This window comes from Gottschalkiaceae bacterium SANA (assembly GCA_036323355.1).
Lineage (GTDB): Bacteria > Bacillota > Clostridia > Tissierellales > GPF-1 > GPF-1.
On the sequence record AP028876.1, the window covers coordinates 2,072,687 to 2,098,062 of the forward strand.

At 41.7% G+C, this 25,376-nt stretch carries 21 protein-coding genes and 3 riboswitches; of the genes, 4 read left to right on the forward strand and 17 right to left on the reverse strand.

Annotated elements, in window-relative coordinates; genetic code table 11:
* Positions 1-14: 14 nt before the first annotated feature.
* The 3 genes from AC25CA_RS09900 to AC25CA_RS09910 all read right to left on the reverse strand — a co-directional run bounded on the left by AC25CA_RS09900 (position 15) and on the right by AC25CA_RS09910 (position 4,585).
* Complete coding sequence (locus AC25CA_RS09900) at positions 15-278, reverse strand: HPr family phosphocarrier protein (RefSeq protein WP_486813673.1); 264 nt, start codon at positions 276-278, stop codon at positions 15-17.
* A gap of 133 nt (positions 279-411) precedes the next feature.
* Positions 412-2,601: a DNA gyrase subunit A gene (locus AC25CA_RS09905; protein ID WP_486813674.1), complete on the reverse strand. Its 2,190-nt coding sequence runs from the start codon at positions 2,599-2,601 to the stop codon at positions 412-414.
* 10 nt (positions 2,602-2,611) lie between these two features.
* Entirely contained in the window at positions 2,612-4,585 is a 1,974-nt protein-coding gene (locus AC25CA_RS09910; protein WP_486813675.1) for a DNA gyrase/topoisomerase IV subunit B, read from the reverse strand.
* A 485-nt stretch (positions 4,586-5,070) separates the two neighbouring features.
* Here AC25CA_RS09910 and AC25CA_RS09915 point away from each other — a divergent pair, with 485 nt between their 5' ends.
* A complete protein-coding gene (locus tag AC25CA_RS09915) occupies positions 5,071-6,831 on the forward strand; it encodes a M3 family oligoendopeptidase (RefSeq protein WP_486813676.1) in 1,761 nt (586 codons plus the stop codon).
* A 91-nt stretch (positions 6,832-6,922) separates the two neighbouring features.
* Here the strand turns inward: AC25CA_RS09915 and lplA are convergent, their stop codons facing one another.
* Positions 6,923-7,909 (reverse strand): lipoate--protein ligase, encoded by a 987-nt coding sequence (gene lplA, locus AC25CA_RS09920; RefSeq protein ID WP_486813677.1) that lies wholly within the window; start codon positions 7,907-7,909, stop codon positions 6,923-6,925.
* Entirely contained in the window at positions 7,906-8,640 is a 735-nt protein-coding gene (locus AC25CA_RS09925; RefSeq protein WP_486813678.1) for a TrmH family RNA methyltransferase, read from the reverse strand. The genes lplA and AC25CA_RS09925 overlap by 4 nt, the downstream gene beginning before the upstream one ends.
* A 94-nt stretch (positions 8,641-8,734) precedes the next feature.
* Between AC25CA_RS09925 and AC25CA_RS09930 the strand changes: the two genes are divergently transcribed.
* On the forward strand, positions 8,735-10,129 hold the full coding sequence (locus AC25CA_RS09930; protein ID WP_486813679.1) for an FAD-dependent thymidylate synthase: 1,395 nt from the start codon (positions 8,735-8,737) through the stop codon (positions 10,127-10,129).
* 189 nt (positions 10,130-10,318) lie between these two features.
* Here the strand turns inward: AC25CA_RS09930 and AC25CA_RS09935 are convergent, their stop codons facing one another.
* Genes AC25CA_RS09935 through AC25CA_RS09975 form a run of 9 tightly spaced genes read right to left on the reverse strand, consistent with a single transcriptional unit; the run spans position 10,319 to position 17,208 of the window.
* Positions 10,319-10,885, reverse strand: coding sequence for an SOS response-associated peptidase family protein (locus tag AC25CA_RS09935; protein ID WP_486813680.1), 567 nt, complete (start codon positions 10,883-10,885; stop codon positions 10,319-10,321).
* A complete protein-coding gene (locus tag AC25CA_RS09940; protein WP_486813681.1) occupies positions 10,852-11,733 on the reverse strand; it encodes an aminotransferase class IV in 882 nt (293 codons plus the stop codon). The genes AC25CA_RS09935 and AC25CA_RS09940 overlap by 34 nt, the downstream gene beginning before the upstream one ends.
* Positions 11,734-11,789: 56 nt before the next feature.
* A complete protein-coding gene (locus AC25CA_RS09945) occupies positions 11,790-13,232 on the reverse strand; it encodes a dihydrolipoyl dehydrogenase family protein (protein ID WP_486813682.1) in 1,443 nt (480 codons plus the stop codon).
* 48 nt (positions 13,233-13,280) lie between these two features.
* Positions 13,281-13,946 (reverse strand): DNA alkylation repair protein, encoded by a 666-nt coding sequence (locus AC25CA_RS09950; RefSeq protein WP_486813683.1) that lies wholly within the window; start codon positions 13,944-13,946, stop codon positions 13,281-13,283.
* On the reverse strand, positions 13,927-14,397 hold the full coding sequence (locus AC25CA_RS09955) for a nucleoside recognition domain-containing protein (protein ID WP_486813684.1): 471 nt from the start codon (positions 14,395-14,397) through the stop codon (positions 13,927-13,929). The genes AC25CA_RS09950 and AC25CA_RS09955 overlap by 20 nt, the downstream gene beginning before the upstream one ends.
* On the reverse strand, positions 14,394-14,819 hold the full coding sequence (locus AC25CA_RS09960) for a nucleoside recognition domain-containing protein (RefSeq protein WP_486813685.1): 426 nt from the start codon (positions 14,817-14,819) through the stop codon (positions 14,394-14,396). The genes AC25CA_RS09955 and AC25CA_RS09960 overlap by 4 nt, the downstream gene beginning before the upstream one ends.
* Complete coding sequence (locus tag AC25CA_RS09965) at positions 14,809-15,324, reverse strand: GNAT family N-acetyltransferase (protein ID WP_486813686.1); 516 nt, start codon at positions 15,322-15,324, stop codon at positions 14,809-14,811. The genes AC25CA_RS09960 and AC25CA_RS09965 overlap by 11 nt, the downstream gene beginning before the upstream one ends.
* Positions 15,311-16,051 carry a tRNA threonylcarbamoyladenosine dehydratase gene (locus AC25CA_RS09970; RefSeq protein WP_486813687.1) on the reverse strand — a complete coding sequence of 247 codons (741 nt, stop codon included), beginning with the start codon at positions 16,049-16,051 and terminating at the stop codon, positions 15,311-15,313. Before AC25CA_RS09970 ends, AC25CA_RS09965 begins: the two co-directional genes overlap by 14 nt.
* Positions 16,048-17,208: a patatin-like phospholipase family protein gene (locus AC25CA_RS09975; RefSeq protein ID WP_486813688.1), complete on the reverse strand. Its 1,161-nt coding sequence runs from the start codon at positions 17,206-17,208 to the stop codon at positions 16,048-16,050. Before AC25CA_RS09975 ends, AC25CA_RS09970 begins: the two co-directional genes overlap by 4 nt.
* Positions 17,209-17,684: 476 nt before the next feature.
* Between AC25CA_RS09975 and AC25CA_RS09980 the strand changes: the two genes are divergently transcribed.
* Complete coding sequence (locus AC25CA_RS09980; RefSeq protein WP_486813689.1) at positions 17,685-18,767, forward strand: putative NPN-dependent ornithine cyclodeaminase; 1,083 nt, start codon at positions 17,685-17,687, stop codon at positions 18,765-18,767.
* 35 nt (positions 18,768-18,802) lie between these two features.
* Here the strand turns inward: AC25CA_RS09980 and AC25CA_RS09985 are convergent, their stop codons facing one another.
* Positions 18,803-20,014 (reverse strand): Zn-dependent hydrolase, encoded by a 1,212-nt coding sequence (locus AC25CA_RS09985; protein WP_486813690.1) that lies wholly within the window; start codon positions 20,012-20,014, stop codon positions 18,803-18,805.
* 158 nt (positions 20,015-20,172) lie between these two features.
* Here AC25CA_RS09985 and AC25CA_RS09990 point away from each other — a divergent pair, with 158 nt between their 5' ends.
* The gene (locus AC25CA_RS09990) at positions 20,173-21,078 is read left to right on the forward strand and encodes a CPBP family intramembrane glutamic endopeptidase (RefSeq protein ID WP_486813691.1); all 906 of its coding nucleotides are present in this window, start codon (positions 20,173-20,175) and stop codon (positions 21,076-21,078) included.
* A 42-nt stretch (positions 21,079-21,120) separates the two neighbouring features.
* Here AC25CA_RS09990 and AC25CA_RS09995 read toward each other — a convergent pair whose 3' ends face one another.
* Positions 21,121-21,930, reverse strand: coding sequence for a transglutaminase-like domain-containing protein (locus AC25CA_RS09995; RefSeq protein WP_486813692.1), 810 nt, complete (start codon positions 21,928-21,930; stop codon positions 21,121-21,123).
* Positions 21,931-21,944: 14 nt separating this feature from the next.
* Positions 21,945-22,021: riboswitch (cyclic di-GMP riboswitch) on the reverse strand.
* A 37-nt stretch (positions 22,022-22,058) separates the two neighbouring features.
* A riboswitch (cyclic di-GMP riboswitch) is annotated at positions 22,059-22,140 on the reverse strand.
* Positions 22,141-22,280: 140 nt separating this feature from the next.
* Positions 22,281-25,142, reverse strand: a complete 2,862-nt coding sequence (locus AC25CA_RS10000) for an InlB B-repeat-containing protein (RefSeq protein WP_486813693.1) — start codon at positions 25,140-25,142, stop codon at positions 22,281-22,283.
* Between the two features lie 71 nt (positions 25,143-25,213).
* Positions 25,214-25,294: riboswitch (cyclic di-GMP riboswitch) on the reverse strand.
* Positions 25,295-25,376 lie beyond the last annotated feature (82 nt).

Genomic DNA, 25,376 nt, shown 5'->3' on the forward strand with positions numbered 1-25,376 from the left:
GATCAAATTAACGCTTATTCGCCAAATCCTGTTTCGATCAATGCCGCTAGCGCTTTAACTGCCTCTTCTTCACCTTCGCCGTTCGCACGTACAGTGATTTCATCACCCTTCATTGCGCCCATGCTCAAAATACCCATAATGCTTTTTGCGTTATATTCTGTTCCGTCTTTTTCAACTGTTACATCACACGCATAGCTAGACGCTTCTTTAACAAACATGCTAGCAGGACGAGCGTGAAGACCTGTTGCGTTAATCAAAATTACACTTGCTTCTTTCATCAAAAATTCCTCCTAAGTAGTATTCCTTATCAATATATCATAGTTTTTAATTACCCGTAAATAGCATTTTTTAAAGCAAACGTTTACCAAATACAATATTCTTAAAATGTTCATTACGATATCCTAATATTTCCTAAAATATCGACATTTGCTTGGCACTTCGGCGTTTTCCCTTGATAGACTCACCTGCCATCGGGATTCGATCTTTTCTGAATTTCTCCGCCCCAACAAGCAAAGAGTCTTCCAATTTTTCCACCATGGTCATTTTATTCGTTTTGTTCAAGCGAAGAACTTGCACACCTACCGTGTTCCTTGTCTGTTTTGGATTAATCAAGGAGGTATTAAATACCATGGCCCGCGCTTCGGGACCGTGATCCCGATAAACGACTAGATCAAAATCCTTTTCGACTCGCTGCATCCAAATCAATGGGGATCGATCACTGTAAGCCTTCACCAATTTTCGGCGATTATTGACGGTCTGATAGCTTTCCATTGGAACCTTGGCAATTTTCCCCGATTCAAAGGCAAACAACATATATCCCTGATATTTATCGGGTAAAATTGTATAAAGTGCAAATTCTCCCTTGGCGAATTCCAACAAGCTTGGCAAATACTCGCCCATGGCACTTGCTTTGGTATCCGACAATTCATGCAATTTCAATTTGTAGACATTGTTCTTATTGGTGAATACAACCAACTCCTCAATATTTCTTGTCACAAATTCTTGAGCAATTTGATCGTCTTCCTTCAATTTCTGATCACTTGCCATGCGAAGAGATTGTGTCGTGATCTTCTTGACATAACCTTGTTCTGTTACGAACACATTGACATCATAATCGGGAATGCTTTCCTCGATCTTTTTCGCTTCCAAGATTTTCGTTTTTTCAACCAGCTTCGTTCTTCGCTCAGTTCCGTAGGATTTTGTGATTCTCTCCAATTCTTTGGAAATCTTAGTCTTCAAACGTCTTTCTGACTTCAAAGTCTTGTCAATCTCATCGATCGCCTCTGTTAATTGGAAAATTTCTTGGGTACGATTCACCAAATACTCACGGTTCAATTGGCGCAAACGAATATCTGCAACATAATTAGCCTGCAATTCATCAATTCGAAATGCCTGCATCAAACGTGGAACCACCTCAGCCTCGGCTTCTGTTTCTCGAATGATATGAATGGCTTGATCAATATCTAGCAAGAGCCGTTCCAAACCCTGCAAAAGATGAAGCTTTTCCGCTTTTTTCCCTCGCTCAAATTGCAGCTGGCGTTTCATGCATCCCATTCGGAATTGAATCCACTCGGTTAAAATTTCTTTAACACCCATCACCCGAGGTCTGCCATTAATCAAGAGATTGAAGTTACAGGAAAAACTGTCTTCCAGAGGAGTGTAGCGATACAATTGCTGTACGATTTCATCTACATTGGCACCACGTTTCAAATCGATGGCAATACAAAGACCCTTAAGATCCATCTCATCACGAACATCAGAAACCCCTTTGATTTTATTGCTCTTCACCAAATCAATGGTCTTGTCAATAATCGCCTCTACTGTTGTGGTATAGGGAATCTCTTTAATTTCAATGCGTTTTCGGTCTTTCGATAAACTCCATTTTCCTCTCAGCCTGACTCCGCCCCGACCGGTCCGATAGATTTCTTCCATTTCACCGCGATCATAAAGCAGCTCGCCCCCCGTTGAAAAATCAGGTGCGATCAAGGTATCACTAATTGAATGATTGGAATCTTTCATCAAGGCCATGGTCGTTTGGCAAACCTCTTTCAGGTTGAAACTAGGAATATTACTCGCCATTCCCACCGCAATCCCTCGATTTGCATTCACCAAAAGATTGGGATAGGTCGTCGGCAATAAAACCGGTTCCTTCATTTGACCATCGTAATTATCGACAAAATCAACCGAGTCCTTATCGATATCCTTGAAAAGCTCCGCGGCAATTCCCGCTAGTTTTACTTCCGTATATCGACTTGCTGCAAATGCCATATCTCGAGAAGAGTGCTTACCAAAGTTACCCTTGGAATCAACATAAGGGTGCAAAAGAGCATCATAGCCCCTTGTCAATCGCACCATGGTTTCGTAAATCGCCTGATCACCATGGGGATTCAACTTCATGGTTGTTCCTACCACATTGGCAGATTTGGTTCGGTGCCCCTTCAATAATTTCATCTGATACATGGTATATAGTAGCTTTCGATGGGAGGGCTTGAATCCATCGATTTCTGGAATTGCTCTAGATACAATGACACTCATTGCATAGGGCATATAGTTTTCTAATAACGTGTCCGATATTTTTTGTTCTTCTATATATGACTTCATACTTGTCCTCCTAGCTGATATCGATCATTTCTAAATATCGGTCACCATGGGTTTCGATATAGCTCTTACGCCCGGCAAGATCTTCTCCCAAGAGCATTTGAAAATGCGACTCAGTCTTTTCCAAATCTTCCGGCATAACTTGAATCAAACGACGACTCTCAGGATTCATGGTCGTTTGCCACATCATCTCCGGCTCATTTTCACCCAAACCTTTCGATCGTTGCAAGATGTATTTTTCATCACCCAAAGCCTTAATCACTTCCTGCTTTTCTTTTTCATTAAAGGCAAAGTATGTTTTGTGTTTGGTTTCAATCTCAAAAAGCGGGGTTTCAGCGATATAGATTCTTCCTTCTTGAATCAAGGTCGGTGTCAGTCGATAAAACATGGCCAAAATCAAGGTTCGAATTTGATAGCCATCAACATCGGCATCGGTACAAAGAATAATCTTATTCCAGTTCAATTGATCCAAATCAAAGGAGGCCAAATCCTTGTTGTGTTTGCTTTTAATCTCAATCCCACACCCCAAGACCTTAAGCAAATCCATGATAATATCACTCTTAAATATTTTATTATAATCCGCTTTTAAACAATTTAAAATTTTCCCGCGGACTGGCATCAGGGCTTGAAATTCAGCGCTTCTTGCTTGTTTTGTTGCGCCCAGCGCCGAGTCACCTTCCACAATGAAGAGTTCGCGTCTTTCCACATCTTTTGTTCGACAATTCACAAATTTCTTTACACGGTTGTTCATATCTACCGTGCCCGATAATTTTTTTCGAATATTTTTCCGTGTTGTCTCTGCCTTTTCACGGCTCCGTTTATTTACCAAAACCTGTGCAACGATCTTCTCTGCATCCAAGGGGTTTTCGATAAAATAAATCTCGAGTTGTTCTTTAACAATCATGGTAATAAATTCTTGCACAAACCGATTGGTAATCGACTTTTTGGTTTGATTCTCATAACTGGTTATGGTCGAAAAGGAATTACACACCAAAACCAAGCTGTCTTGTATATCAATAAAAAGAATTTTCTTTTCATTCTTTGTATACTTGGTCTGCTTTTTAATTTCTCGATCAATCGCCGTCACAAAAGCAGAACGAATTGCCTTGTCCGGCGATCCTCCATGCTCCAAATGACTGGAGTTATGGTAATATTCCAACATGTTAATATGGTTGTTGAATAAAAAGGCAATCTCAGCTTTTACCCGATATTCAGGCCGATCTTCGCGGTCTTTGCCTTTTCCCTCTTTTTGGAAATAAAAAATATTGGTGAATTCTTTAAATTCGGATACCTCTTTGACATAATCGACAATTCCTTGCTGATAATAATACTCAAAAGCCTCCCCTGTCTCTTCATCCTCTAGGATGAATTTCAATCCAGGATTGACAACAGACTGGCGACGCAAAACTTCTTGATAGTAGCCAAGGGGAATCTTGATGTCCGTAAAGACCTCTAAATCCGGTCGCCATGTAAATGACGAACCCGTCTTACGGCTTGAAATAGCTTCCTTTTTTAGTCCGCCGACATTCTCACCCTTTTCAAAATGCAAGGTGTAACGCGTTCCATCTCGCTGAACCTCTACATCCATATATTCCGAACTGTATTGAGTTGCGCAAAGTCCAAGGCCGTTCAAGCCGAGACTATATTGATAATTTGCATCGGAAGAATGGCTGTACTTTCCCCCTGCATATAGCTCGCAGAATACCAATTCCCAGTTGAATTTTCCTTCATTCTTGTTGAAGTCAACAGGACAACCTCGCCCCTGATCCTTAACGGTTATGGATCGATCCTGGTGGCGAACCACCAATATTTCCTGACCAAAACCCTCACGAGCCTCGTCAATTGAGTTGGAGAGTATCTCAAAAAACGAGTGCGAACATCCCTCTAATCCGTCAGAGCCAAAGATTACAGATGGACGTTTCCGCACTCGATCCGCGCCTTTCAACGAGGAAATACTTTCATTGTTATATACTTTATTAGCTGTCATTTAATCACCTCAAACTTTTCTATGACCTGATTATATCAATAATTCTATAAGCGAACAAGTATTCTATACAGGCTTGTGGGCAACAATGAACATTGAGACAAAAAAGCATTCATGGTTTTTCGTCTAGCTTTTCATGTGTCGCTGCCCGCAAAGCGGGCGTGTGGGCGGTTGACAGACGCATACTTTTATTCCCGACTTGTAAGCATACCCCTATGGCTGACTTGTGTGACCCACACATGGCCAGCAGGTAATCAGTGACTCATAGTGTAGCACAATGTGTCGAAAAACCATTAAGTCGCTTATAGCCCCTAGTGAAGGCAAATGCAGCATCCTCGAATTTGTGAGCGTCATACATAGCCGACAGTCGTTTATGGTCTCTCCTAAGGGTGTGAGTATGCCATCAAATATTCCGATTGCTCCATGCAGGTTTTGACTGATAAAATTGGTCTGCTGTGCTATGATAAAAAGAAAAGGAGACTTTCATAATGAGATGGAATCTAGATGCATTATATACAGGTTTTGATGATCCAGCCTATAAAAAAGATCATAAAGAATTGGCCCAATCGATTAACGCATGGACAGATTGGAGTGCTGCATTAAAACCTGATTCACCATCGGAACCAACACTTATGCAATACTTGGCCTATGAAGACAAGGTTGCAAACCTCGCCAGTCAATTGCTGAATTATTGTTATCTGACTTTGAGCGTTGATGTCAATCACAGTTTGGCACAAAAACAGGTTGATCAATTACAAACCCTTTTAACAGAGCTTACCCTGCCGAGTGTTCAATTCAAGCGTTGGATGAAGGCGAAATGGCCTGTCGCGCTGCCGAAATTTTCAGCAGAAGAACTCACAGCTCACAGCTACCACTTGCAAGAAGTCTATGAAGCATCGCAATATATGCTGGAAGATGCGCAGGAAGTTTTGCTTTCCAAGCTGGCCTTGACCGGTTCCAATGCTTGGACACAATTACACGGTAACCTCACTGCAAATCTCATGGTGGATTTTGAAGATCCCGAAAAGGACTCTGTTCCCCTATCCGTTGCCAGAAACCTCGCTTATGATCCCGATCCTTCGGTACGAAAAGTCGGCTACCAAGCGGAACTGAAAAGCTATAAGAAAATCGAGCACAGTGCTGCCGCAGCCTTAAATAGCATCAAGGGAGAAGTGCTTTCCGTTTGCTCCATGCGTGGTTTTCAATCACCTTTGGACGAAACCTTATTTGTTTCCCGCATGGATCAAAAAACCCTTGCCACCATGATTGAAGTCATGGAATCCTACCTACCTGTCTTCCGCAGCTACCTAAAACGAAAGGGTGAAATACTCGGTCATTCCAAAGGCCTGCCCTTTTATGATCTTTTTGCTCCAATGGGTGAAAGTTCAAAAACGTTTACTTTCGAGGAAGCCGAAAGTTATATTACAGAAAACTTCAGTTCCTTCAGTGAAGATTTATCTTCCTTTGCGGGCCGCGCCTTCCAAGAAAACTGGATTGATGCTCAACCGAGAGCCGGAAAATCTGGTGGAGCATTTTGCGCCAGCATTCATCCCATCGGAGAATCCCGAATCATGTCCAACTTTACAGGCACTTTCAGTGATGTAATTACACTGGCACATGAACTTGGTCATGGTTTTCATTCCCATGTTTTGATGAACGAATCCATACTCAATGCAGATTACCCTATGCCTTTGGCTGAAACCGCATCGATCTTCTCAGAGACTATCGTTATGCAATCTGCATTGAAAGAAGCAAGCGAAAAAGAAAAGTTAATGCTCTTAGAATCCAGTCTTCAGGATGCGACTCAAGTCATTGTCGATATTTTAAGCCGTTTCTACTTTGAAGATGCAGTCTTTGCAAAACGACCATCGGGTCCTTTATCCGTTTCCGAACTCAATGAAATCATGCTAGACGCACAAAGCCGAACCTATGGAGAGGCACTTTCTGAAGAAAAACATCCAGCTATGTGGATTAACAAGTCCCATTACTATGAAGCTGGCATGAATTATTACAACTTCCCATACGCATTTGGTCTCTTGTTCGCCAAAGGGCTGTATCGAAAATCGCTAGATATGGGACCAGCCTTTGTTGATCAATATGTTCAACTGCTTCGACTTACCGGCCAGGAATCAGTGTACGACGTACCTGCTTCCATCGGTATCGATCTTCATGATCCGGAGTTCTGGATCGGTTCCCTTGAAATTCTTAAGGCTGATGTTGACGAATTCCTTGCTTTAACAGCAAAATAAACAAAAAAATCTCCAAGATAAATCCTTGAAGATTCTTATGAATACAAAGGTGCAGGCCTCTTCAAGACGGAGAGGCCTGCACCTTATTTATTTAAAATTCTGCTATGGCTATCCAATCGATCAAATCGGCTTTCATTGTCGCTTGCAAATCATCTTCTGTCTCCAGCTCTGCCAGCTGATTGCAAATGGCATCCTTCTCGAAACTAATCCCTTTTATTGCTAAAGAACAAGAACGAACAAAGCCAACATCCATGGCATCCGAATAGAAAACGCCGTTCTCAATGTTACCAGACTTTAATTGAACATTAAAATCGACAAGCCCCCAAGGGAATTTTTTCTCTAGTGCAAGGTCAAATTTTGGTGTCTCTCCAAATCGCCATTCCCACGACGCATACTTTGCTTCAATCTCGGCCTTTCTGTTCTCTGCAATCTCAATGCTCTCCAAACTTTCTTGACCGTATACCTGAAGAAAAGCAGTTTTCAATGCATCTTTTAATAGCCCTAAGGTGATTTCAGGGTTCTCTACTTTTAAGTTAGTTACCCGCGAACGGACTGAATCGATTCCCTTCGACTGAATCTTCAATTTCGAAACCTGCAAATAGGTCATCAAATGATCCAGATCCACATCAAACATCAAGGTTCCGTGATGATAGGCCATGGTCTTTCCAAAATAGAAAGCATTCCCCGAAAACTTTTTTCCATTGACGAGCAAATCATTCCGTCCAGAAAACTCAGCTTCAATGCCCAAAAGCTTTAGGCCGTCCACAATTACTTGCAATTGCTTGTTAAGATTATAGAGCTTTTTCCCAACAACAAAGGTGAAATTCAGATTTCCAGCATCATGAAAAACCGCTCCGCCACCAGACAATCTCCGTGCCAATTTGCCACCGGCTTCTTCAAGCATCTCGGTTCGGCATTCTTTCCATGGATTCTGATTACGGCCAATAACAACCGTTTTTTCATTCTGCCATAGATACAAACAGATTTCATCCTCGCCCACCTGCTCCAATAAAGCTTCTTCCAGTGCCAGGTTTTCAAAAGGATCCATGGTTAAACTTTCATAGTAACGACACTTCATTTTCTTTTTGTCCTCCGTTGTCTGCTCATTTCAAATCCAATAACAGCCGCTGCCGCTTCCGCTGAAATGGACTGCGAAAACTCTCGACCATAAGGAATTTGCAACAATCGATCGCAATGGCTTAAGAAAGAACGCGTAACACCACGTTTTTCTCCCCCAATAAATAAAAATACATTCCCCGTTAAATCGACTTCATAAAGATCTTCAGCATCTGTATTCGAAGTTGCAAAGACCTCGAATCCATTGGCTTGGAAAAAGCTTGCCGCTTCCTCTGCCGTTTCCATCACACTCATGGCAATTCGTTCCGTTGCTCCAGCCGACGAGCGCGCCACAATGGTTGTAGAATCCATCCAGTTTCTTGGTCGCACAATCAATCCATCGCATCCAGCGGCATACAAGCTTCGCACGGCAAATCCAAAGTTATAGGGATCTTCAATCCCGTCAATCATGGCAATAAAGCAATTCTTTTTCCCTTTGATCATCTTTTCAATGGGCATAAAGGAGCGCGCACTTGCCGTTGCAACGATGCCTCCATGAGAATTCCCCGTTGCCCGTTCCGCCAGTTTTTCTCCAGAAACATATTCAACTGGAATACTCTTCTGTTTGGCCAATTTTAATACCTTTCGAAATTTATCTCTTCTTTTGTTTTTATTAATCCAAATCGATGAAATGGTTCGTGACCTAGATTCCAATACCGCCTCAATCGAGACCTTGCCTTCTAAAATTTGCATACGATTATCCTCAATTCTTACTTTCGTTTATTTCGTTCTTTAAGATTTTATTATATAATATCACATAGACAGCTATCATGAGGAGGGAATTTTAATGAAAAAAGAATACCGCAATTTAATGACCAATCCCGACAAAGACGTCTTTATCCCGCTAGGACCTTCGGTTCTTAACGCCATGTTGATGAGTAAAGTCAGCAGACAAAAGGAAGGCTTTCGCGATGATTTGATTCATATGGTGGAAGATGATCTTGTGAATTTGCCCAAACAAGACGTTCTTTCGCAGTTTAAAAAATCTTTTGTCGTTGCTAACGGATTTATGGAAAAATGGGGTGTCAATTATGGACACTCTTCGATTAAGGAACTTGATCACATCCAAATGTGCTTGGAAAACCGAAGCCGTTGGTTTACAGAGATCATAGAAACCCTTCATAACAATCAATATTGGTCATACATTGAGTATTCTTTGCGTTATAATCCGCCCAAAGATTTTATCATTCCATCAGAGCTGGATCAGAAGCCTGAACTCAAAGAGGCCTATGTCGACTTCTGCCGCTATACATTCAAGGAATATGAAAAATTGCAAGAAGAATTTCAAATCCTACTCGCAGAGCGCTATCCTGATAAAAGTGAATCTGATATCAAAAAACTCGCTTTTGAAAATGCACGAAATGTCCTTCCGCTTGCTACCAAAGCCAATATGGGACTTGCCGTTAATCTTCGTGCCTTCTGTGATGGATTGTCCGAATTGCTCTGCCACGAGAAATACTCGTCAGAGATTTCAGAAACAGCGACGCTGATGAAGGAAGAAGGAGAAATCGTCTCTCCTGGCATGGTTCGCCATGCTGATCCAACCCCCTACCTTCAGTCTTATGTCGATAATTTCTATCAGCCGATTGAAGTGGCGGCAGAGAAAAAAAGAAAGATCTATGCTCATCCTCTTGTGAACGTAACCGGTGAGTTTGATACTCATCGCATAAAGAACTTGCGCGGCGTTGGCGATCTCAGTCTAATGACCCGTTTCTCCAATGTGCCCACAACTTTTTCCGCCATTGGGAAAGATGTTTCTTTGCTGATGAGCGAAGCCTGTCACCATCAATTTATTCGACACCGTACCTTTGACTATTTGACCTATTTGCCAAATGTTGATTTCGGCCTACTTTTACCGCCTGAACTGGTTCAAGACCGAGATCACCCAGTGGCAAAATCCATCGAAAAAAGTTTGATCGCTGTTTATAAACGATCGTGCAGCATTTACGATCAAGCCATGGATGCCGGATTAATCGGTGTTGCTCCCTATGTTGTCATCAACGCCAACATGCGTCAACTTGACTTCTTTGGCAATCTTTTCGCCATGACAAGATTCATCACCTTGCGAACAGAGAAACACGCTCAGGATGAAATTCGATTTATCGCTCATCAATTGGATGATGCCTATCAAGAGATCAATACACTGATCCCGGGATTTCATGTGAATCGACAATTAGACTAGCGGTAAACAACAAAACCATCTGTAAATTACACATCCAAATCGTAGAGAATTTTACTATGGTTTGGATGTTTTTTTATGAAACCAAAATACCCTTCAAAAAAAGATTGAATCCAGCGCTATACCGAATTCAATCCTCTAGTAACCCTTCATCTCTTACTTTCTTTTACAGACTTGGTTCATGACCGTGTTTTAATATAAACTGATCTGTTCCGACGACAAAACCTTGGTCTGCCACCGATGAATCGTCTTCCACTCTTTTGGTCCATGATCCGACCCGCGTAAATATGCTTGCGCGGCCTCTAAATCAAATGCCACGGGCATTCTAGAATGAATCCGCACAATCTCTGGCTCTGCATCCCGGGTCACAATCAATGCCTGCCGCTCTCCAATTGAATTGTATGCAATCAAACCAGCCAAGAAAAAAAGTGAACTTTGCTCGGTTTGAAAACACACCTTTGCTTTGGATCTTTGATCCCATTCGAAGTATGCGGACGCAGGAATAATACAGCGTTGAGCCTGGTGATAACTGCGGTTCCAGACCTCGCTACGCGCATTGATTTGCAGGCCCTTCTCTCTTTTCACACCCCAATGACTATTCTGCAAAGAAAAGGTTGATTCCTTTCTTTGGATATGAGAAATCAAGCGCCCCGGGGTCAATTCTCCCTCTTGTAAAATTTCTTTTTCAGGCACCATCAAACTCTCAAACATTTCTTCTAGCGTTTCTAATGAGACATCCAGTTGGAATCGTCCGCACATGATTCGCTCATCCTTTCAAAATCTTTTTCGCACAGATCCAAATATGCACGTCGAATCTGCATCACCATTGGGTCTTCAGCAGATTGCAAGGCAATGTTGTTGATATGGGAAATCGGTAAAACATCCACCGATGTTCCAGTCATAAATGCCGCTTTCACCCGAAATAACTCTTTAACTTCTATGCTCTCTTCTACAAGCTCAATACCCAGCCTTTCACAGGCTTTAACAACCATTTGCCGCGTAATACCCAATAAGACCTTGTCTCCTGGTGGCGTAAATACGCGATCTCCCTTTACAAAGAAAAGATTGGACCGGGTTCCTTCTGTCAGTTTCCCATCAGAATCCACCAAAGCTGCTTCAAAGGCACCTTGTTGCTTCATCTTAGCCACGATTTTCTTTCGAAATTCCCGAGGATCCGTCTTTGCATGGGGATCTTCTCTCGTTGCCGTCACGGTGATCAATCGAACCCCGCTCTTCACTACTTCCGCACTCGGATAGGCGCTGGGTACAGCAAACACTGCGATTTGCAAATCGGGTTGATAAAACACTTCAATTCGTATGTTTTGATTCTCAATATTCTCTCGCTGAATCAGATTCAAACAATCTGCGCACAAGGTCTTCTCGATTCCATCCGCTTGCTTTAAGGCTTCCTGACAACCCTCATCAGATGAGCCCATTTCGCTAGAAAAAACAAGCTGATGAGATTGAATCAATCGCTTTATATGCTCGCGCAAAAAGAGAGGGGATCCATTTTTCACACGAATGACTTCGTAAATGAATTGCGTCCCCTCTTTTGGAGTTTTTTTCCGTATTTGTTGATATTCATGCTGAAAGATTCCACTATTCATACTGCTCCGCCTCCATTTCATCCCTACTATACCATAAGACGAAGCAAATTTCATGACTATTGTTTAAATGGGTTCTTTAATTTCTCGTAATCGATTTGAAGGAAACGAGAAAACAATTTAACTGGCATTTTTTCTTGTAAGTGATCCAGATACGCCTGCCTGCCCACTTGTTTAAAGAGCTCGGAATACGTCGGATATGCATAGACCATTTGCTGGGTCTGACTGAGTTTTAATCCAAACTGTTTATAGATCCCTACCTCATGGATCAGTTCGCCTGCACGCTCTCCAAAAATATGGGCACCCAAAATATGATTGTGCTGATCCACAATCACCTTCATCATCCCTTTTTCCTTCCCTTCTGATTTCGCTCGATCCACTTGATGATACGGGATCCGATAAACCTGAATCTTTTCTCCATATCTCGTCCGCGCTTCCATCTCAGTCAATCCAAGGTGGGCAAATTCCGGATCGGAAAAAATCACCCAAGAAAGATTTTCGCGTTCATAGTTTGATTGAACTGGCAAAATTGCATTCATTGCCGCTAAAATCCCGGTATGCTCCGCCATATGACTGAAACCATACTCTCCCAGTACATCACCCGCGGCATAAATATGCGGCATCTTCGTTTGAAGCTTTGTATTTAAAATTAAACGCCCAGCTTCATTGAGCAAGCCCATGTTGGTCAACCCCAAATCCGATGTATTGGGCGCCTTCCCGCTTGCGATCAGAATCGAAGCCGCTTGATATGTTTTCCCTTTTGAATCTTTCAATGTCCAATCACCAGATTCTCCCTCAACCGACCGAATATGGGTTTTGGGATGAAAATGAAGGCCCTCGGTTTCAAGCTCTTCTAAAAGAATGGCCGCCAGTTCTTGATCTTCATGAGGTAAAATCAAAGAATGCCTACTGAATAATTCCACCTGGGTTCCAAATCGTTGAAAGGCTTGTGCGATTTCCACACCTACGCTTCCCGCGCCAATTATGGCCATAGACTTCGGATTCTCTGTAATTTGAAAGATTGAACGGTGAGTATGGTACTCTTTTAACCCCTCAATCTTTGGAATGCTTTGATGAGACCCCGTCGCAATCACAAATTTATCCCCATACAAAACCGTATCGCCAACCGTGATTCGATTGACTTCTACAAATTTTGCCTGGCCTTGATAGGTATCGATTCCCAACTTTGAAAAAGCCTCTGGCGTTTCCTCTTCATACACTCGCTTCACGGTATCGCTTACCAGTTTCATGGCCTGAGAAAAGTCATACTGAAGATTCTCTGCACCTTGAATCCCGTAGGTTTCCAAGTTCTTTGCAAATTGCCAAGCCCTCGAAATTCGGATCATGGTCTTACTTGGAATGCAACCGTAGTGGGTGCAGTCACCACCAAATAGTTCTCGTTCCACCATTGCGACTCGTTTGCCAAGTCCAATCCCAACGGTTGCAGCTGCCATCCCTGCGGCCCCTGCACCGATAACAATCAAATCATACCTTTTTTCCATATGAAAACCTCCTTTCAGTCTTATTATCTTTGTACCCGAAAGAAGGCCTTACTTGTCGAGATATTTACTTGCTTCCCGAATTGTCAGTCCGGAAAAATCGCCTGCTGATAAAATCATTTTAACTTGATCGGGATTGCCTTTGGATGCTTGGCGAAGAATCCACCCAATGGCTTTTCGAATAAAGAATTCTTTATCATTTTGATTCTCTAGACAATATCGTTTTAATCGATCAAAATCCATATCATCTCGATATTTCAATTGAAAAAGAATCGCAGTTCGCTTAAGCCAAAAATTTTCACTCTCAATCCATTGATCCGGATACCGAGTCATCAACTCTGGCTTGCCCAGCAAAATGCCACCGAGTACCGCCGAAGCTAACATATCCACCGTATCCCACCAGGATTTGCTTAAAATCAAATCGATCAACATTGGAATATGGCTCTCATCTAATTCTTTTTGCTTCAAGCGCAAATAATCAATGGCAAGGTACTGATATTCTCGTTCGTCCTCATCCCAGCACGCACGAACAAAAAAGAGATCCAGCGGTTCTGATTTTGCGCTCATTTTAAGAAAGCATTTTTTTTGAACACGCCTCCTCTCACCGGCTGGAATTCCATAAAAATCAAATTGCCCCTTCAAATACGCCTTCATTTGCCTTGCTCGATCTGGATTCGCAATCTCTTGAAATTCTTTTTTAAACGGATCTATTTTCATCGTATTCCCCTCTTTTTTTCACATATTGACGAGAAAAAACAGCCGTTGCTAAAAAGGCCACCAATACGCGTGTCAGTAACAAAATATATCCATTTGCCCCAACGGCAGCAAAAAGCAGGGTATCTTCAATCACTGCATGACAAAGCACCAAAAATACGGCAACCAGCAATCGATCTTTTTCATTCATCTCGCCACTTTCCACACTTTGAATAATAACACCAGATCCATAAGAAATTCCAAATAAAATTCCGACCAATAAAGGAAATAATCCATCTTTTCGAATCCCAATTTTATTTCCAAGGGGTTGTAAAACACGAGTAAGGCGATCTAGCCATTGATAATCCTTAAGTACTTGCATAACAATCATCAAGGGAATGATAATTGATGACAATTTCAAAATTGAAAATCCAACACCTAAGAAGGTTTCCCTTAAAAATCCGACTATATTCATGCCACACCTCCCAATAATTGACCCGCAAGAAGACCAACTAGAACCATCATTCCCAATCGCAGCGGCAAAATGATGCGAATAGAAACACCAGTCTGCTTGACAACCGCAGATTCAACAAATAAGGAGTGTGAGAAGCCTAACATCAATGCAAGAACCGTTAATTGCCCACGTGTAAGGGAAATTACAGCAATCGCTCCTAAAGCCGCATAGAGGTTCACCGCATTACCCAAGACCAAGACCAAAGCCGCCTCCCCCGGCAGCCCGAACATTCGCATAATCGGTTCAAACCAATGTGCGATCAATTCCAATCCACCAGACCTTGATAAAACAGCAACAACAAAATAAACCGGGGCAATCACACGGGCCAACATGCCTGTGGTCCGTACACCCATCCAAAACCCTGTCTTTATGCTATTGACCATCCTGCGGCTCCAAAACAAGACCCATTGCAAGATGATCGATACAAATGCCGTCGATTATATATTCACACTTTAAGTGTCCTTCTTTACAAAATCCTTTTTTTTCATAGAGGCGAATAGCCGCTTCATTGTCCGCTCGCACCCGAAGATTGATTTTTCGAATGCCATGCTTGGGTGCCCACAGAAGCAACTGATCTAACAACTTGCCACCAATGCCCTGTCCCCAATGAGATTTTCTCACAGAGATTCCAAACTCTCCTACATGGGCAATCCGTTTTCGAGTGCTTGCATGAAAGTTGAGATTTCCAACGATCTTATCGTTCTCCATTGCCAAATAGAAAACATCTTTTTCCGACTTCTGAGCCTGCTCCAATATTTTTTCTTCGATCTCGATGGTAATTTTCAACTCACCAGGTTCAAAGGTCAGGTTGTCTGATTCTACTGCCACAGCATCAAGATAGGCTATCATGGCCTTTGCGTCATTTATATTTCCTTCACGTATTAACATTTTGCTCCCCTTTTCTTTCAATCGTAGTCATATCAATCAATTCTCTTACCATATAGGATGCCATCAACAATCCAGCTGTTGAGGGAACAAAAGAAGTGCTTCCTGGTGTTTCATGCAATTTTCCCTTCTCCAGTTGAAGGGGACGAATGGGCTTCTCTTTTGAATAAACCACCATATGATTTTTTATTCCTCTTCTTTTTAATTCCTTTCTCATCACCCGGGCAAGTGGACAATTCGATGTCTGATAGAGATCTGCAATCTCTAACTGCTCGGGAAATAATTTGTTTCCCGTTCCCATAGCACTGATAATCGGTATTTCTTTTTCTTTTGCACGGCAAATCAAATCAAGTTTTGAGCTAACCATATCAATCGCGTCAGCGATATAATCAATCTTTTCTTCAAAAAAAGATTCTGCATTTTCAATCGAATATTTCTCTGATCGCACAACAACCTTACATTCCGGGTGGAACAACAAAATTCGTTCTTTCATGGTCTCTACCTTTGATGCATTTATGGTTTCGGTTGTCGCATGGATCTGACGATTTAAATTCGATTCTGCAATCGTATCAAAATCTACCAGAGTCAACTTTCCAACACCGCTTCGCGCCAAAGACTCGGCAATAAAACTACCGACACCTCCAATTCCGTAAATGACAACATGAGCATTGGCTAGGTGGTGCATATTCTCTTTTCCAAGCAACATTTCCAATCGTACAAATTGATTCATACCTTCCTCCATTTCGACAAACGACGATGTACAATCGACATCAATCGACTTTGGCTTTTTATACCTAAATTCACAGGTTCTTTGGGTTGTGCCTTTTCAATACGGGTCACAAGATCCCAAAAGTCATAGATTTTAAACCGTTCCAAACCCGCCTCTACCGCTGCTTCTTCAAGAATCATCACAAATAAATCCTGATAACCTGCATGACGATCCAGTCCATATCGTTTCCAAGCCTTTCCCAATCCCTCTTCAAATATGGCTCGCAACGAATCGGGTTTCATTCCCATCACCCATTGAATCCATTCTGAATCATCCTGGTAAAACGCCAATATCAATTCAAGTAATTTTGCTTCACTTGGCAAGTCTTTAATATAGAATCGATTTCCAAACAAGGAATCTAAGGTACGAATCGTATCAAAATACCCCTGTTGTGTATAAAGTTCCAATTTCTCGCGTCTTACATCCAAGGCATGGCCCAACGGAACTCTTGGATAAATATGCGTCACATTAACACCAGGGTAATCATGAACCACTCGGGTAGCTCCAATTTGAATACAGATAATCTGCTTATAGCCTCTCTCCACCAGCATGCGCACCGGACTATTATCGTAGATCCCTCCGTCGATATATTTCTTTCCCTCAATTTCCACCATTTGAAACAACGGATATGCCGCCGAAGCCAAAATATAATCGCCCAACTCTCCAACCGGAATTTCATCACGAAACTTGACAACCCCTTTTCGATCTGTCACTGAATAGGTAACCAAGCCATAATCGATATCCGATTTTCGGAATCGATCTTCGTCTAGATATCGATCCACTAAATTCCGAAGGGGTGTTGAATCCAAGCCCCGATCATGAATCATTTGCCGAAAGGTTTGAAAGGCTGCTTGTGCCTGCTTCATATTTAATTTTTCATCCCAAAAGATTTCTTGCAAGGCTTGTGGGCATGATAAAATATCTTCAAATTGAATATTTCGCCAAAGATCCTCTGCTTCTTCCATGGCATCCATCACAATCATAGCACCATTCATTGCACCAATTGATGTTCCTGCAACAGCTATAATCGTAATTTTTCTTTCTTTCAAGGCTCTCAATGCGCCAATTTCATAAGCCCCTTTTGCTCCGCCGCCTTCTAATGCTATGGCTTGTTCCATGACCTCATCTCCTCGCAAATATTATACCACGGTATCTTATTTTCTTACTATTTATTATAAAAAAGCGAATGCTTTTTCAGCACTCACCTTCTGCTTGACTTAACCGCATCCATTATTTTCTAAACTCATAAAAAAACACAGACTCCTTTCAAGAATCAATATATTTAGATAATCAACTTTACTAACACCTATCATATTTGGTCCCCTCCTTGGTATTAAGATTCTACTCCTGCTAATCAAATAGCTCGGTGTCATTCTACCCTCATCTACAATTTCACATTTTTTTAATTTCAATGTCATCAAAATTCAGTGATTTTATGTATTCAAGACTGGTCTATACCTTAGCCAAAGACAACACATGCCATAAGACCGAACAACTTCTATTCAACCACTTATTTCTTTTTCTTAATAACTCTTTTTTGTAATGAATTTTCGTTTATACTAATAATGCATAAACTCGAGAAGGAGGAGACGATTTGAAATTTCAATTGCCAACTTATCAAGCACCAAATTTCGAAGAAGAACGATTCGTGAATGCACCTGAATGCACACTTGAAACCGTAAAAAAAGACGGTGTCGCACCAGACAACTATCATGCCCTTTCTGTCTATCCTGAATACTACAAGATTCAAGGAAAATGGTATTTAGCCCATCAAAGCAGGATGGACTGCGTACCTGTCTTTACGGGACAAGGGATTGAGATTGTTGAATTTCGCAATCTAAAAGTTGGGGATCAAGTGGTACTTGGTCGAACCGAAGATGCCTCACAAGGCATTTATCTCCATTCTTCAGGATTCAAAGATTCTGATGAGGCTAACGATGTATTTGCCTTCAGAACCGGACGAAGCCGGGAAACTGCGTATTCGAAAGACTATGATTATTTGTATCAATTACTTGAGTATGAAAAAGAACACGGCTATGTTGTTTGGGTCCTTGGACCTGCCGTTTCATTCGATCATGACGCACGACACGCCGTGGGCTCTTTAGTAGAAAAAGGCTACGTCGATGCTTTATTGGCCGGCAACGCCCTAGCTACTCACGACTTGGAAGGCGCTTTATTGAAAACCGCTTTGGGTCAAGATATTTACACCCAGGTTTCCTATCCAAACGGCCATTACAATCATCTCGACCTGATCAATCGAGTTCGTCGTTCCGGAAGCATTCCAAAATTTATTGAGGAATATAAAATCGACAACGGCATTATTCACGCCTGTGAAAAGCATCAAGTTCCCTACGTACTCGGGGGTTCAATCCGTGATGATGGCCCACTGCCTCCTGTATTCGGCAATGTATATGAAGCACAGGATGCCATGCGTGCCCATACCAGAAAAGCAACGACCGTCATCTGTTTGGCAACGCAATTACACACCATTGCAACAGGCAATATGACTCCAGCTTATACCGAAGTGGATGGGGAAATCCGTCCGGTCTATATTTATTCTGTCGATATTTCAGAATTTGTTGTCAACAAGCTCCGCGATCGCGGCACCTTAGAGGTGACCACCATGGTAACCAATGTACAGGATTTTGTTGTCAACCTTGACCGCAACTTGAAATAAAAAATGAGGTGAAGCCATTCGGCTTCACCTCATTTCTATTTAGACTTCATCTCACGCACCCATTGTTCAGCCATACGAACAGCCGGTACAATTTTTTCAATCGGTGTATACTCTTCCGGACAATGACTTCTACCTTCCACACTCTGAACAAAGAGCATCTCGGTTGGAATAAAAGCTGCAACAATCGCTGCGTCATGCGCTGCACCACTGACAATTCGTTTCGCCTTCACCCCAAGTTTCTCTGCGATTTGATCCATCTGACCAATTAAATCGGAATCTAAATGAATGACTGGGCTTGTACCCACTGGTCTTTTCGACCACGTCACACCCTCAGTCTCTGCAATTCGATCAAAATCTTTCCATAACAACTCATAACTTTCATCAATCTGCTTCTTGTCGAAATCTCGCACTTCAACACTGAATTCCACCGAATCCGGGATAATATTCACCGTATTGGGATGACAATGAATACGACCGACAGTAGCAACCTGAGGCATGGCTTCCCTTCCACGAAGTCGAACACGTTGAATCATGCTTGCAGCTGCAACCATGGAATCTTGACGTTCAGTCATCGGCGTTGCACCCGAATGATTGGACACACCTTCCACCAAAATCATATATCTTTGAAGACCAAAAATACCCTCTACAATTCCTACTTCTAAATCCTCTCTCCAAAGAACAGGCCCCTGCTCCACATGAATTTCTAACATTGCCAAGATTTTAGAAAAATCCATGCTTCCTCGTTCATCATCACGAATAAAGGGCTCCATCAATTCTTGATAGGTTTTTCCATCGTCACGAACCCGGTTTAAAGCCTCTTCCCGTTTGAGATTAACCATGCTGTGGCAACCTACACAAGGCATGCCAAATTGGTTGCCTTCCTCTTCTGCAAAAGCAACAACAACCAGGCCAACCTCTGGTACAATTTTCTCCTCATGGAAATGGCGTAGAATCTCAAGCCCGCTTACGACACCTAAAATACCATCATAATCGCCCCCATTTGGCACCGTATCAATATGGGAGCCAATGATCACATGACGGTCTGACTTTCCTTGTCCAAAGATCAACACATTCCCGTAGGCATCCGTCAATACCGGTAAACCGATTTTTTCCATCTCCATTTCAATGTAATTTCGAGCCTGACGGTCTTCCTTAGAAAAACTATACCTTGTACATCCGTTTCCAGGTGTTTGGTTGAATTGGTGCAAGGCTTGAATATCTTGAAGAATTCTTTCACTTCGTATCATCTATTACCCCTCCCTTGACTATTTGTCTTTTACTATATCATAAGGAAAAACAAAAATAACGCTTTCTTTATTCATATACGCAACAAACCAATTCCTAGTACTTTTTTACTTGATGAAATTCTGTTATGATTATAGTATCACAGCGATGGAGGTCATCAATGTTCGAATCTGAAAATCAAATACGCCGCACAAATATAACTTTTTTGCTGGCATTATTCTTTAGTCAGTTTGTTCCACTTGCACTGCAACTATTACCGCAATTTCAAGGATTTCCCTTACTCTATCATCAACTGCTGTCCTTGTTCCCCTTTATTGTCGTGTACTTTATTGTAGCAAGAAAGAATCCACTTGATGTTTTGCAAATCTCAGCTTTACCGATCCGTTCGACCCTCTTGATCATTCTTTTGGTCTTCATGTCTGGAATTTTCGTTGGCGTATTGACAACCCTAAGCCGTCTAGTTATACCAGAAACAACTTCCAATATCGTCTTTGCCGTTACAAGTGGATCGGAAGACAATTTATTGGCAATGATTATTGGTTTGGCCGTTATGCCTGCGATCTTAGAAGAGATTATATTTCGTGGAATTATCTTGTCCGGTTATCGAGAAGAAAATCTGTTGAAGCTTTCCATTATGAATGGCTTTATGTTCGGTCTTTTTCATCTGAATCTTGATCAGTTTGTTTATGCCTTTGCATTAGGAATCATCTTAACTTATTTAGTTGTCATCACCGGTTCGATTCTAAGCGGTATGTTATTCCATTTTCTCTTTAACCTGTCTACCCCTCTGGTTGTATATTTTTTAAACCACGCAAATACCAGCCCAGAGATATTGGCATATTTCAAGGAAACACCGCCAGTTACCAATTTGACATTCCCCATTATTTTAGAGTTAGCAGCAATTGCTATTTTCAGCATCTTCGCCATCCGGCTGATTCTATCAAAATTAATGCGGATCCATCATTTTGACTCAGATCTTTATCAACGGCGATTCAGTGACCACTACATCACTTGGCCAATCATTGTTGCCGTTCTATTCTTCATTGCTATTCAAATTATTTATTAAAAGATAAAAAACCGCGGAATCTCTTCCGCGGTTTTTCTGCCCTTAATAAACTTTTTCGACCCGATACTCTGCCAAATCGCGTTCCATCTCTACTGCAAATCCATGTTGATAAAGTGAGGCATCAAATGTTGAATCGATCAAAATCCATTCTTCGCGCTCTGCATCATACACTTCATTCCAAGCATGATAAACGTCCTTCGTGTTCGAATACCCCATCACTAACTTAGTCGGTATATTCAGACTTCGAAGCATCGAAGCCATTAATGACGAATAGTCATAGCAAATTCCATTTCCATTTTCAAGTGTAGCTGCATTGTTAGGCAAGTACCCGGTTTGCACAGCTTTAGCCTTGTCATAATCATAGGTAATGTTCTCTATCATATATCGATGAACCGCTTGAACCTTTGCCCAATCGCTTTCAATTCCTTCAGTTAATGCAAGCGCTAACTCAGCCGCCTCGTCTTCTGCATCCCATCGAATACTTTGAACCGATGTTAAATATGGTAGCAACGAATCAAGCTCATCTACTTCTACCGTTTTCATGCCGATGGATCGATACGAATTTCCTGACGTATTTTGATAGATTCCAATTTGATATGTGCCTATGCCTTCATCAATTCCATAAGACTCAAATTCTGCAAATCGGTCATAATCATAAAACTCTGGATTTTGTCCTTCATAGGCAACCATAATTTTAATCGTGTCTGCTTCATAGCGATCATCCAACTTCACTCGAACAACCCCGGTTTCTGCTTGGTCAAAATCATAAACGATCGCCGCATCGGCGAAAGCAAAACCACTCGTACAAATTAAAGACAAAGTCAATAAACTTGCAACTAAAATTTTACGCATTAAAAAAACCTCCATTCGGTAACCGGCTATCTCCCTAAGAAGACCCTTGGTTTTGCGTCCCTGTTTTACAACAGGTTTGCCTTTATCGGTAGACGTTCCTCTTTATCGTGACAATAAAAAAACTCCCTTTCGGCAACTGGCTACCATCACTTTCGCGAAGGTCCTATAGTTTTGCGTCCCAATTTTTCAATTGGTTTGCTAGTATCGTTTGAAGCGTCTCACCAATATTTACTTGTAAATTTATTATACCCTCCTCAACCGGCATTGTAAACATCTGAATGGTAAATTCATGTTAATTTCATATAATAGTAAAAAAATGGGAGAAGCTACAGCTTCTCCCATTCATTAGTTTACTCGGTTTCTTTTTTAAATAGATATCCAAATGTTACCATACTGAACCCTAAAATCAAGGTCAACCATGGGGTTGCTTGTCCTGTGTTTGGCAAGTCTCCATCAGCCAATGGTGTTTCAGTTAATGGAATAATGATCTCAGGTGGTTCAATTGGTGGCGGTGCAGGTGCTTGTACAAATTTTGCAATAATGGTTTTATCATCATCCATCTGAATCTGTCCACCGCTTACATCTGCTCCATCAGGACCAATCCATCCATCAAACACCCATCCACTTCCTGGATCTGCTGTAACATCAACGATTGTTCCTGGAAGATAGTTTTGACTTCCAACAAATGGACTTATTGTTCCATTGCCTTCAATACTGATTTTTAAACGGTTTCGAAGGATTGGTGGTGGCGGTGTCGAGTACTCCTTAAAGACTGCTGTGATCTCCTTATCTTCATCCATCACAACCTGCTCATTATTCACATCACCGATCCATCCATCAAAATACCAACCAGGATCTGCAGAGGTGAAAAGATCAACAACGAGTGCTTCTTCACCTATTGGATATTGATGATCACCTTCATTCGGATCTGTAATCCCACTACCTTGAATATTTACAGTTAAGGTGACCATTTCCACCTCTTCTTCGTTGAATAATGCGGTAATCCAACGGTCTCCATTCATCTCAATCGTTCCATTCGAAACAACTGATCCATGGGTCCCAACCCAATCCACGAAATACCAGCCGGATCCAGCAATTGCATCCAAGTTTACGATTTCGCCAGGTTCATAAGAATGAGAACCTGGAGTTGGGTTTGTTGTTCCATTCCCATCAACTACGATATACAAGGTGTATAATTCTATTTGATCCGGTTCAAATACTGCTGTTGCCCTTGTAGTCTCAAGTACTGTAATACTTGATGTTGCTGTGTTTGCTGAGTCCACAGGACCCAACCATTCAACAAAGTGCCATCCGCTTGCAGGAATTGCAAGCAAGTCAACTACCGTACCTTCTGTTACCAGTTCAGTTCCCGAAGGGTTGGTTGAACCTTGTCCAATATGCGTTACGGTTAGTGAAACCATATTTGGTGGGATTTCAACAAAGACGGCTTCTACTTCTGTATTGCCTTCAATAACTACAAGTGTACTTGCACTTGCCGGTGATGCGACAGGACCGGTCCAATGGCTAAAGGTCCATCCCTGAGCAGGAACTGCTGTCAGACCAATTTCATCGCCATAATTGACTGTGCTGTTACCTGAAGGAGTGGTTGTCCCTTGCCCAATATGAGTCACGGTCAAGGTGTAGTCAATCATTTCAAATACAGCTTCTACTTCTTTGTCTTCATCCATTAGTATTGTCGTTTGGCTACTTCCATTCGATGCGACTGGACCTAACCATTCAACAAATTCCCAACCCATATCTGGAATTGCTTCAAGAATTACACTTGCTCCAGAAGTGTATTGATGAGAACCAGGTGTTGGAACAGTCGTTCCATTTCCATCTACTGTAATTGTCAATCGTACCATGTCCGGTATGATTTCTTCAAATTGAGCAACGATCACTTTATCGTTATCAATTATAATTTCATTTCCAGCAATATCCCCGGCATCTGGTCCAGTCCAACCAACGAAGAACCAACCAGGACTAGGTGTCGCTGTCAATGGAACAAGTGCTTCAAATGGATATAAACCTGTCCCATCCGGATCTGTGCTTCCGCTACCCGTATGAGAAACATCCAATTCATACATGTTAATTTCAAATACGGCTGTAACTTCTGTCATTCCCAAAATTTCAACTCTTGTCATTGGATCATTTGCATCCTCAACCGGTCCTTGCCATTCAACGAAATGCCAGCCTGTTGCAGGAGTTGCTTCAAGGTTTACCATTTCCTCAAAATCATGGCTACTTGTTCCGTCAGGACTTGTTGTCCCCTGACCAGTATGATCCACAATCAAGTCGTATTGGTTGATTTCAAAAATAGCTGTTACATGAGTATTTTCCAATATTTCAACTGTAGTTGTTGGATCGAGTGAATCATCTACCGGTCCTTGCCACTCTACAAAATGCCAACCTGTTGCAGGTACTGCTTCAAGGTTTATACCCTCTTCAAATTCATGGGTACTTGTACCACTTGGTGAGGTGCTGCCTTCACCCATGTGATCAACGAGCAAGTCATACTCATTTCGTTCAAATACCGCTGTTACTTCTGTGTAGTCTTCAATTAAAACGCTTGTATCTGCACTGCCACTAGATGCTACTGGTCCTTGCCATTCAACGAAATGCCAGCCTGTTGCTGGATCCGCTTCAAGATTAACTTCTGTTCCTTCTTCATAAGAATGTGTTCCTTCTGTAGGGTTTGTTGTTCCTTCGCCCTCGATAGAAACATCTAGATCAAAACTTTCAGGTGTACACGTAATGTGCAAGCTACCATGCATAACCTCTTGGCTTGAACCTGAAGGTGGGAACCATTTGATATCGATATCAATTGTTCCATCTTCACAATCTTCGTCTGTCAAGTCAATCGTAAAACTATGCTCTTGTTGAATGTCTCCTGTATATGGGTCATCTCCTAATTCATAGTCAACGCTAGCAGATGTTGCACCTACTTCAGCGGGATAACCAATAATCGTAACTTCCAATTCATCCACTCCGGGAGCAAGTGTCAAATAGAAATCATAATTTATACCATTATTTGTATACTCGCCTTCAACATCAAAGGCGATACCTGCTGAAGAATCTGGTACGGATCCCGTTGCTTTTACTTTTACAAATTCATCTGCACTAAAGGTTCCACTGCCAGAAGCAGCGAAGCCACTGCTAATTGATCCAAAAACCAATAAAATAGCTAATATGATACTCAGTGTTTTTTTCATTGCTTTCTCCTCTCATCTTACTTTTACCTATGATGATTTCTCAGAATATAAAAAAAGTCAGGCTGCCTCAAATTAGCAACCTGACAATCATAGTTTCCCTTAGACTCATGGCTTTGCGTCACAGTCTTTCGACTGTTTTGCTTTTTGGGCTTTGCCCTATGTATTCTAAGTGGAAAAAATTAATATGTAGTTATTACTATTATACCTTAATTATTACATTTGAATCATTACAAA

Excerpts from the sequence above, each read along its gene's own strand:
- AC25CA_RS09900 (WP_486813673.1), bottom strand. The coding sequence starts at position 278 with ATGAAAGAAGCAAGTGTAATTTTGATTAACGCAACAGGTCTTCACGCT.
- AC25CA_RS09905 (WP_486813674.1), bottom strand. The coding sequence starts at position 2,601 with ATGAAGTCATATATAGAAGAACAAAAAATATCGGACACGTTATTAGAA.
- AC25CA_RS09910 (WP_486813675.1), bottom strand. The coding sequence starts at position 4,585 with ATGACAGCTAATAAAGTATATAACAATGAAAGTATTTCCTCGTTGAAA.
- AC25CA_RS09915 (WP_486813676.1), top strand. The coding sequence starts at position 5,071 with ATGAGATGGAATCTAGATGCATTATATACAGGTTTTGATGATCCAGCC.
- lplA (WP_486813677.1), bottom strand. The coding sequence starts at position 7,909 with ATGAAGTGTCGTTACTATGAAAGTTTAACCATGGATCCTTTTGAAAAC.
- AC25CA_RS09925 (WP_486813678.1), bottom strand. The coding sequence starts at position 8,640 with ATGCAAATTTTAGAAGGCAAGGTCTCGATTGAGGCGGTATTGGAATCT.
- AC25CA_RS09930 (WP_486813679.1), top strand. The coding sequence starts at position 8,735 with ATGAAAAAAGAATACCGCAATTTAATGACCAATCCCGACAAAGACGTC.
- AC25CA_RS09935 (WP_486813680.1), bottom strand. The coding sequence starts at position 10,885 with ATGTGCGGACGATTCCAACTGGATGTCTCATTAGAAACGCTAGAAGAA.
- AC25CA_RS09940 (WP_486813681.1), bottom strand. The coding sequence starts at position 11,733 with ATGAATAGTGGAATCTTTCAGCATGAATATCAACAAATACGGAAAAAA.
- AC25CA_RS09945 (WP_486813682.1), bottom strand. The coding sequence starts at position 13,232 with ATGGAAAAAAGGTATGATTTGATTGTTATCGGTGCAGGGGCCGCAGGG.
- AC25CA_RS09950 (WP_486813683.1), bottom strand. The coding sequence starts at position 13,946 with ATGAAAATAGATCCGTTTAAAAAAGAATTTCAAGAGATTGCGAATCCA.
- AC25CA_RS09955 (WP_486813684.1), bottom strand. The coding sequence starts at position 14,397 with ATGAATATAGTCGGATTTTTAAGGGAAACCTTCTTAGGTGTTGGATTT.
- AC25CA_RS09960 (WP_486813685.1), bottom strand. The coding sequence starts at position 14,819 with ATGGTCAATAGCATAAAGACAGGGTTTTGGATGGGTGTACGGACCACA.
- AC25CA_RS09965 (WP_486813686.1), bottom strand. The coding sequence starts at position 15,324 with ATGTTAATACGTGAAGGAAATATAAATGACGCAAAGGCCATGATAGCC.
- AC25CA_RS09970 (WP_486813687.1), bottom strand. The coding sequence starts at position 16,051 with ATGAATCAATTTGTACGATTGGAAATGTTGCTTGGAAAAGAGAATATG.
- AC25CA_RS09975 (WP_486813688.1), bottom strand. The coding sequence starts at position 17,208 with ATGGAACAAGCCATAGCATTAGAAGGCGGCGGAGCAAAAGGGGCTTAT.
- AC25CA_RS09985 (WP_486813690.1), bottom strand. The coding sequence starts at position 20,014 with ATGATACGAAGTGAAAGAATTCTTCAAGATATTCAAGCCTTGCACCAA.
- AC25CA_RS09990 (WP_486813691.1), top strand. The coding sequence starts at position 20,173 with ATGTTCGAATCTGAAAATCAAATACGCCGCACAAATATAACTTTTTTG.
- AC25CA_RS09995 (WP_486813692.1), bottom strand. The coding sequence starts at position 21,930 with ATGCGTAAAATTTTAGTTGCAAGTTTATTGACTTTGTCTTTAATTTGT.
- AC25CA_RS10000 (WP_486813693.1), bottom strand. The coding sequence starts at position 25,142 with ATGAAAAAAACACTGAGTATCATATTAGCTATTTTATTGGTTTTTGGA.